This is a genomic window from Bacillus sp. JJ1532 (assembly GCF_036965085.1).
In the GTDB taxonomy this organism is placed as follows: Bacteria; Bacillota; Bacilli; order Bacillales; family Cytobacillaceae; genus Cytobacillus.
In genome coordinates, this window is the sequence record NZ_JBALOW010000033.1 from 106,013 (window position 1) to 113,389 (window position 7,377).

Genomic DNA, 7,377 nt, shown 5'->3' on the forward strand with positions numbered 1-7,377 from the left:
GGATGAACTTTGAAAAATTTATCTTTTCTCTTACTTACCTCAACAAGAGTTCTCATGTTTTTATTATTGAGCAGCTACTATTTTCAATTTACAGAACCTACTGAAGGGTGGAAGCTCAGCTTTATTATTGGGGCGATGATTCTTTTTGTTGGAAATCATATTCTGCAAATTTTCACGGAAAGTATAAGAGTAAGAGTATTCTGTACAGCAGTTGATATGCTTCTGAGCTTTGGGTTTGGGGCTATATTTCCGTCTAGTGGCAATTTATACTTAATATTCTTTGGTGTGATATCAACAACCGTCTTTTTATTTTTCTCAAATCGAAGCATTTTAAAATGGTTTTCGATCGCCTTTTTCATCATGTGGATGTTGATTACCGTTGAAAAATATTATTTATTCGGGGCATCTGCATTTTCCGATAATATATTAAATTTGATGTTCATCCTATTTGGAGCGATTGTCGGGAGCTTAATCCAAAATTTACAGACAGCAAGAGAAACGATCAGCAGTCAGTTCCAGCAGCTAAATGACTCACATGGTGCCTTGCAGAATGCACACGAGCAATTAAGTGAGTATTCCAATCAAGTGGAACAATTAACCGTAATACGGGAACGAAATGAAATTGCACGTGAAATCCATGATACGGTCGGCCATAAAATTACAGCCTTACTCGTACAGCTGCAATTAGCAAATGAAATGATATCGATGGATCCAGATAAAAGCAAAGCCATATTAAATACATGCGAGCAATTGACTCGTGACTCTCTCCATGAAATTCGCTTATCTGTTCGAACATTGAAGGAAGAGGATCACCTGAAAGTCTCATTTCTGCATGTTTTGCGTGAGATGATGGATGAATTTGCTAATCTGACTGGAATGGAAACACGACTGGAATTAGATGGTGATCCAACGTCTATCTCTCTCTCCATTCAACCAACCATAAAAAGAATCGTTCAGGAAGCTTTAACTAATGCACAAAGGCACGGTTCCGCTAATGTATGTCACGTATCGATTCAGATTACAAATGAAGCTGTCTATATTGAATTGAAGGATAACGGAAAGGGAACTGAAAATGTAGTCCCAAGCTTTGGGCTTATCAATATGAAGGAACGCATTTTAGAGCACGGTGGAACGATACAATTTAAAAGTGCGGAAGGACAAGGATTTTCGATTTCCGTTAAACTTCCAAATAAACTTGTACAATGGAGCTCAGCGGGGGTGATGAATTGATTAAGGTCTTAATTGTAGATGATCAGCCATTAATAAGGGAAGGACTAGGCTCCCTATTGAATTTGCGCAATGAAATTGAAGTAATCGGGACAGCCGGCGATGGAGCTGAGGCATTGGAAAAGGCTTTAAGTCTTACCCCTGATATCGTTTTAATGGATATCCGGATGCCAAATGTCAATGGGGTTGAAGGAACAAGGCTTTTAAGGGAAAATATCCCCCAAGTTAAAGTGTTAATGCTGACGACCTTTAGTGACAGTGAATACATTTTTGATGCGTTAGAGGAAGGGGCAAGCGGTTATTTATTAAAGGATATGTCCACTGACACAATCGTTCAGGCGATTTTAACCGTTTTCCATGGAGGCGTAGTCCTCCCTAAGGACTTCACTTCTAATGTGCTCACAGAGATCCGATTGAAAAAAAGTAAGGAAGAAATCAACTCAGAAGCCCCTATCCCCTTTTCCTTAAATGAATTAACAAGCCGTGAGCTTGAAGTATTGAGTCATCTTGGCCAAGGATTCAATAATAAAGAGATTGCAGATGCCTTATTTATTACAGAAGGAACGGTCAAAAATCATGTTTCGAATATTATTCAAAAGCTTGAGCTTAGGGATCGCACACAGGCAGCCATTTTTGCGGTACGATACGGCATCACTACCTTTTAAACATGACTTTTGGCATACGGCAGGATGAAAAACGACACATGGGTGTCGTTTTTTTTATGCTTGAAAATCTATCGCCAGCTAGATGGAGAGATTCCCCCTTCGGATTAAACTGAATGTAGTGAATAAGGAGGCGGTTTAAGGTGCTTGCACTAACTAATATTAAAAAAAGCTTTGGCCAACATGAAGTAGTTAAAGGAATTACGTTAAGTATTGAAAAAGGGGAAGCGTTCGGTTTACTTGGACCAAATGGAGCGGGAAAATCAACGACCATCTCCATGATTTGCGGGTTAGTTCCGTATCAGGATGGAGATATTCTCGTGGATGGAGTTTCAGTAAAAAAGGACCCACAATTTATTAAAAACAAAATTGGCGTTGTGCCACAGGATATTGCTCTTTATCCGACAATGTCTGCCATCGATAATTTAATTTTTTGGGGTCAAATGTACGACTTAAAAAGGAAAGAGGCTAAAAACCGGGCAAAGGAAGTGCTCGAAATTGTTGGTCTTTCCGATCGGGGAAAGGATAAAATTGAAACCTTTTCAGGCGGGATGAAGCGGCGGATTAATATTGGAGCCGCCTTAATGCATAAGCCCGAATTGCTGATCATGGATGAACCGACTGTTGGCATTGACCCGCAATCGCGAAATCATATTTTAGAAACGGTCAAATCGTTAAATGAGCAAGGAATGACCATCATTTACACAAGCCATTACATGGAAGAGGTTGAATTCCTTTGCAAACGTATTGCGATCATCGATCATGGCCAATTAATTGCAAGCGGGTCAAAAAAAGAGCTCACCAATAGGCTTTCCGGCGGCAAAGTGCTTCATCTTGTTGTTGATCAAGCGAAGCCTGCTTTTCTGATGCAATTGAATTCAATGGATGGTGTTGAAAATGTAACGGTTCAACAAGAAACCGAAATTGATATTTTCTTGCAAAATCATAAAGAGCTCTTAGCTGATATCGTTTTATTGTCTAATCAATCAGGTGTCAAACTGCAGCAAATTCAGCTTCAGGAACCTAATTTAGAGACATTGTTTTTACAATTAACCGGACGTTCATTGCGTGATTAGAGGTGAGTATATTGAAAATGTTTATTATAGCTGCGAAGGATCTAAAGCTTCGATTGAAAGATAGAAAAGCCATCATTTTGATGGTTTTCATGCCCATCCTTTTGACCGCGATTTTAGGATCTGCTCTGAAAGGGGTTATGGGTAATAGTCAGTTGCCAAAAACAACTGTAGGTATTTACATTGAAGATGCTGATGCTCTTGCAGAAACATTTATAAATGATGTTTTAATTGATGAATTTAATGATTCAGTATCTGTGAAACAAACCAATTCTAGTGAAGAACTGCAAAACTGGGTAAATGACTCTCAGGTGGATGTTGGTCTAGTCATCCCTAAACTGTGGGAAGAAAGCCTCGGTAATCATCAGGAAAATCCTGTTTACATTTATCCAGCTGCTGGGAAGGATTTTGAAGCAGCTTTTATCCAGCAAATCACTGATTCATTTACACTGACTGCTGAAACAATGGCTGTTTCGACAAAGGAAGTGATGTCAAATATCGCAGTGACAGCAGCAGCCAATGGAAGCACCTTTCATCCGGAAGCAGTCCAAATGGAACTTTTACAAAACATGGAAAAGGTGATGAAGCTTCAGCTGGATGTCATTATAGAACAGCCTGTTAGCGAACAGAATGTGTCGTCCATGCAATACTACGCTGCCGCGATGGCGGCTATGTTCTTATTATTTAATGCTATGCATGGCGGGAAAGCTTTTCATCAGGAGCGCAGTACGGAGACTTTAGCCAGATTAATGACGACACAAGCGAGTAATAGCTCCATTTTATTAGGAAAATTTCTAGGGACGCTATTCTTTGCCTTCATCCAATTTCTGATCTTTATGGCTGCGACTCATTTTGTTTTAAACGTAGGCTGGGGAATCAATGTTCTCCAAACAATCTTCATTGCTTTCATATACAGCTTTGCGGTATCAGGGCTGTCGATGGTTGTGGCTGCCTTTACTTCGAGTGAAAAAATGGCAGACACACTAGGTGGAATTGGTGTACAGCTCCTGGCTTTATTAGGGGGTTCAATGCTTCCCATTTCTGTATTTCCAAGCCTTATGCGAAAAATTTCTATGATAACACCAAATTCATGGGCTTTAACAAGCTTTACAAATATTATGTCTGGAACTACATGGGTCTCATTAATGGCGCCAACTATCACTTTATCTTTGATTGGTATTGTATCGATCTTAATCGGAACTATGCGCTTACGCCATAAGGCTCTCTAAGGAGGATTGGGAATAATGATGAAAATATGGGCAATTTGCCAGTTTGAACTAAAGCGTACATTTAAAAAGCCGTCTGTTTATCTATTGATGTTCGCAATGCCGCTTCTGTTTACCTTCCTATTCGGGAGCCTTTTCGGCGGAAGCTCGGATCCCACTATCCATATAGGCATTGTTGATGAAGATCAAACAGAATTATCGACTGGGCTCATAACACAGCTGAAATTGAGGGAGCTTGTTACGTACCATGATGTTGCAGCTGCAGAGGCAAAGGATCTGCTAGAGCAGCAGGAGGTCCAAGGTGTTTTTACAATAAAAAAGGGATTAGCAGCCCAGCTTATTAAACAGGAAAATCCTGAGATTACCTTTCAACATTTGCCTAGCAGCACAACTGCACCCATTGTGAAGCAAATGATGAATGGGGCTGTACGAACAATGGGTATGCAAGTCTCAGCAGCAAAAACGGGAAGCCAATATAACGGAGGGGAATGGGATGACATATACAATAAGCTTGCGAGCGGCCTAGAAAACCGGCCAGCCTTAACAAAAATTATCGCAGGTGATGGCTCAAAGGAAAATAATCTGAACAGAATGTCATACAGCTCGGCAGGATTTTCTATCATGTTTGTTATGATGGTGATGCTGTCTGTCACTGGAGCTCTAATTGAAGCAAGAAATATGGGCATTTGGTCAAGATTGTTTACAACTCCAACTTCCAAATTTCATGTTATGTTTGGATACTTCCTATCATTTTTTACCATTGGCTGGATTCAATTCTTCTTATTGATCGTCATGTCCTCGGTCATTTTTGATGTGAAGTGGGGAGATCCTGTTGGGTTGCTTGTTCTTATCTCCTCATTGCTTTTATCTGTAATCGGATTAGGTCTCGCAATTGCTGCCTTTGCCAAAACAGCCGAGCAGCAAAACGCAATTGGAACGCTCATCATTGTTTCTACCTGTATGCTTGGCGGTGTTTATTGGCCTACAAGCATTATGCCTGAATTCATGCAATCCATTGCAAATTTCGTTCCTCAGTCATGGGCTATCGAAGGGTTTACAGCATTAAACGGGAGTGGCGGTACTCTTGGGGATATTCTTACACCTGTATTCATATTGCTTGGATTTGCGATGGTGTTTTTTACCGTTGGATTGTCAAATGTACGGTATGAATAAGTGAATATTTTGGGTTGACCTTGTTGGGGTCAACCCATTTATTTTATGCGGTCATTGGAACAGTATATTTGCGGAACTGTCCAATTTATTTGCGAAACCAACTAACTTATTTGCGGAACTGACTAATTTATTTGCGAAACTAGCCAGTTTATTTGCGAAACTAGCCAGTTTATTTGCGAAACCGACCGTAATGTACACGAATCTTCCTCTAGCCTAGAAAAGTTTCGGGAATTAGTGTAAATCCTTCAACCATCGTATCTTCGTCCACTTCAATCAGTAAACAGCGCTTGCCGTTAAAATTAACCTGTCTAACATATTTTAAATCCTGTGGACTAATAGAGATATTTGCTACTTTCGTGTTAATTTTAATTGATTTCGTATTATAATTCGGTACAATACTGCTTGCTTTCAGTTCATATTTTTCATCATCAATGATTTTCTGGAACGCCATTTCAACCTTTTCAGTATTAACGTCCTCTACACCACTTACCTTTAATACACGTTCTACATCCTTGTAATCCAATTTAGGAGTATCTTCCTCTTCTTCTTCATCCATGATTCGATTGATTTCTTCATATACATTGGAAAGGGTTGTTGCATCAACCTGGTCTCCAACGACTTCTTTGACGATTTCCTCGAATACAGCTTTATCATCTTGAGCGGTCATAATCTCTTCGCCATTCAATACTTCTTCGATAAAATGATAATCGGGCTGATTTGGTTTCCCGGACGAGTAAAGAACGCGGTTTACATCTGCTGAATTCTCAGTAAAGCTAGGATATAAAAAACCTGCCACAGGAGATGTAAGATTGATAATGGAATCAACGACAACACTAGACTTAAATTCCTTTTCAATATAATCAAACAACAAAGATCTTTTTGGCTGTATCGTTTGATTAATGCTGCATAGGATAAAAGGATGTTTATACACCTCATCCCGGGCACTAATTTCGGCTTCTTCATTACTCCTTTTCGTTGGCTTAAAATATTCCCCCCGAATAAAAGTCACGACCATGTCCTGTTCATATTGAACATCTTTAAACATTTTTTCAACCATAAGCAGCATTTGTTCCTTCCAATCTTCTACATCATCGGACTGTAGCCCATCGTGGAGAATGAACTGACTATGATTTTCAGCTTCTCGTTTGAATTTTACTTCAAATAATTTCACATCCACTTGACCCGTAAGTACTTTCTTAAAGTTAGTCATGAATAACTCTTGCTGTTCCTGGTCTAACATCGGAAAAGGATGACTTTCTTCATGATAAATCTCACTGCTTTCCTTTCTTATATAAACATTAAAGATATTTGCGATTTTCAATAAATCATTATTAAGCTTAAATTGTTTACGTATGTTTGCTATATCCTTCTTATTCATTTTAAAAAGTCCAACTCCTAAGCTGATTAGTGTATTCCTAAATTATAAGCAATCTGTTTGCTTAAGGGAATGATTAACTTCGTCAGCGTTTACTGGTATCCTTCAGCTAGAAGAAGACGATCAAGCAGATGTTCATATTTTTCCTATTAGTGATGTTAATGGTTCTTTCCTTTCTTCTTTATTTATTTTTTTTGCCCATAGGACTAAACAACCAAGTTTTTTTCCTTTGTATAGGACAAGTTTGGAATTGGGAAAGCTGAGGGGTAAGGAGGCGATGATTGGATGGAGACTTTTGAAGCTTTGTCGTTGATGATTAGCTTTGGGATGTTGGTGATCGCCGTTTTGAAATTTAATGATAAGGATAAAAATTCTTGAACACGCTGAAAATAGCGTGTTTTTTTCTGTAAATAGTGATTTCTTTGGAAGGGTTGTTTAGTGGGGATCAAAGGGCTGTGAGGATACAGTTCAATGACCAGCAGCCCTTTTATATTTTACCTGCAAAGATCTATGCAAGCCTCTTTAATTCATGCCGTGCTTCTATCCGTTTTTCAATCTTCTCTATAGCCTTTTTGTCCTTTAATAGTTCTTGTTTATTTTCTTCAATAAGCTCTTTCAATGTTTTACGCATTTTCTATACA

8 protein-coding genes are annotated in these 7,377 nt (G+C 39.0%); 6 read left to right on the forward strand and 2 right to left on the reverse strand.

The window, feature by feature from the left end; all coding sequences use genetic code 11:
- Positions 1-9 precede the first annotated feature (9 nt).
- From V7122_RS12725 to V7122_RS12745, 5 genes are all read left to right on the forward strand, one after another.
- A complete protein-coding gene (locus tag V7122_RS12725; protein WP_335527059.1) occupies positions 10-1,230 on the forward strand; it encodes a sensor histidine kinase in 1,221 nt (406 codons plus the stop codon).
- On the forward strand, positions 1,227-1,892 hold the full coding sequence (locus tag V7122_RS12730) for a response regulator transcription factor (RefSeq protein WP_335527061.1): 666 nt from the start codon (positions 1,227-1,229) through the stop codon (positions 1,890-1,892). The genes V7122_RS12725 and V7122_RS12730 overlap by 4 nt, the downstream gene beginning before the upstream one ends.
- A 140-nt stretch (positions 1,893-2,032) precedes the next feature.
- Entirely contained in the window at positions 2,033-2,965 is a 933-nt protein-coding gene (locus V7122_RS12735) for an ABC transporter ATP-binding protein (RefSeq protein ID WP_335527063.1), read from the forward strand.
- Positions 2,966-2,982: 17 nt separating this feature from the next.
- Positions 2,983-4,191, forward strand: a complete 1,209-nt coding sequence (locus V7122_RS12740) for an ABC transporter permease (RefSeq protein ID WP_335527070.1) — start codon at positions 2,983-2,985, stop codon at positions 4,189-4,191.
- A 15-nt stretch (positions 4,192-4,206) separates the two neighbouring features.
- Entirely contained in the window at positions 4,207-5,361 is a 1,155-nt protein-coding gene (locus V7122_RS12745; protein WP_335527065.1) for an ABC transporter permease, read from the forward strand.
- A 208-nt stretch (positions 5,362-5,569) separates the two neighbouring features.
- On the opposite strand, the gene V7122_RS12750 is transcribed toward V7122_RS12745, so the two are convergent.
- Complete coding sequence (locus tag V7122_RS12750) at positions 5,570-6,739, reverse strand: DUF4317 domain-containing protein (protein ID WP_335345722.1); 1,170 nt, start codon at positions 6,737-6,739, stop codon at positions 5,570-5,572.
- A 282-nt stretch (positions 6,740-7,021) separates the two neighbouring features.
- Between V7122_RS12750 and V7122_RS12755 the strand changes: the two genes are divergently transcribed.
- Positions 7,022-7,114, forward strand: coding sequence for a putative holin-like toxin (locus V7122_RS12755; protein WP_335343802.1), 93 nt, complete (start codon positions 7,022-7,024; stop codon positions 7,112-7,114).
- Between the two features lie 130 nt (positions 7,115-7,244).
- Here the strand turns inward: V7122_RS12755 and V7122_RS12760 are convergent, their stop codons facing one another.
- Positions 7,245-7,367 (reverse strand): FbpB family small basic protein, encoded by a 123-nt coding sequence (locus V7122_RS12760; RefSeq protein WP_335343803.1) that lies wholly within the window; start codon positions 7,365-7,367, stop codon positions 7,245-7,247.
- Positions 7,368-7,377 lie beyond the last annotated feature (10 nt).

What these genes read in the sequence shown, in the direction of transcription:
- V7122_RS12750 (WP_335345722.1), bottom strand. Translation starts at nt 6,739, where the DNA reads ATGAATAAGAAGGATATAGCAAACATACGTAAACAATTTAAGCTTAAT.
- V7122_RS12745 (WP_335527065.1), top strand. Translation starts at nt 4,207, where the DNA reads ATGATGAAAATATGGGCAATTTGCCAGTTTGAACTAAAGCGTACATTT.
- V7122_RS12755 (WP_335343802.1), top strand. Translation starts at nt 7,022, where the DNA reads ATGGAGACTTTTGAAGCTTTGTCGTTGATGATTAGCTTTGGGATGTTG.
- V7122_RS12760 (WP_335343803.1), bottom strand. Translation starts at nt 7,367, where the DNA reads ATGCGTAAAACATTGAAAGAGCTTATTGAAGAAAATAAACAAGAACTA.
- V7122_RS12740 (WP_335527070.1), top strand. Translation starts at nt 2,983, where the DNA reads ATGTTTATTATAGCTGCGAAGGATCTAAAGCTTCGATTGAAAGATAGA.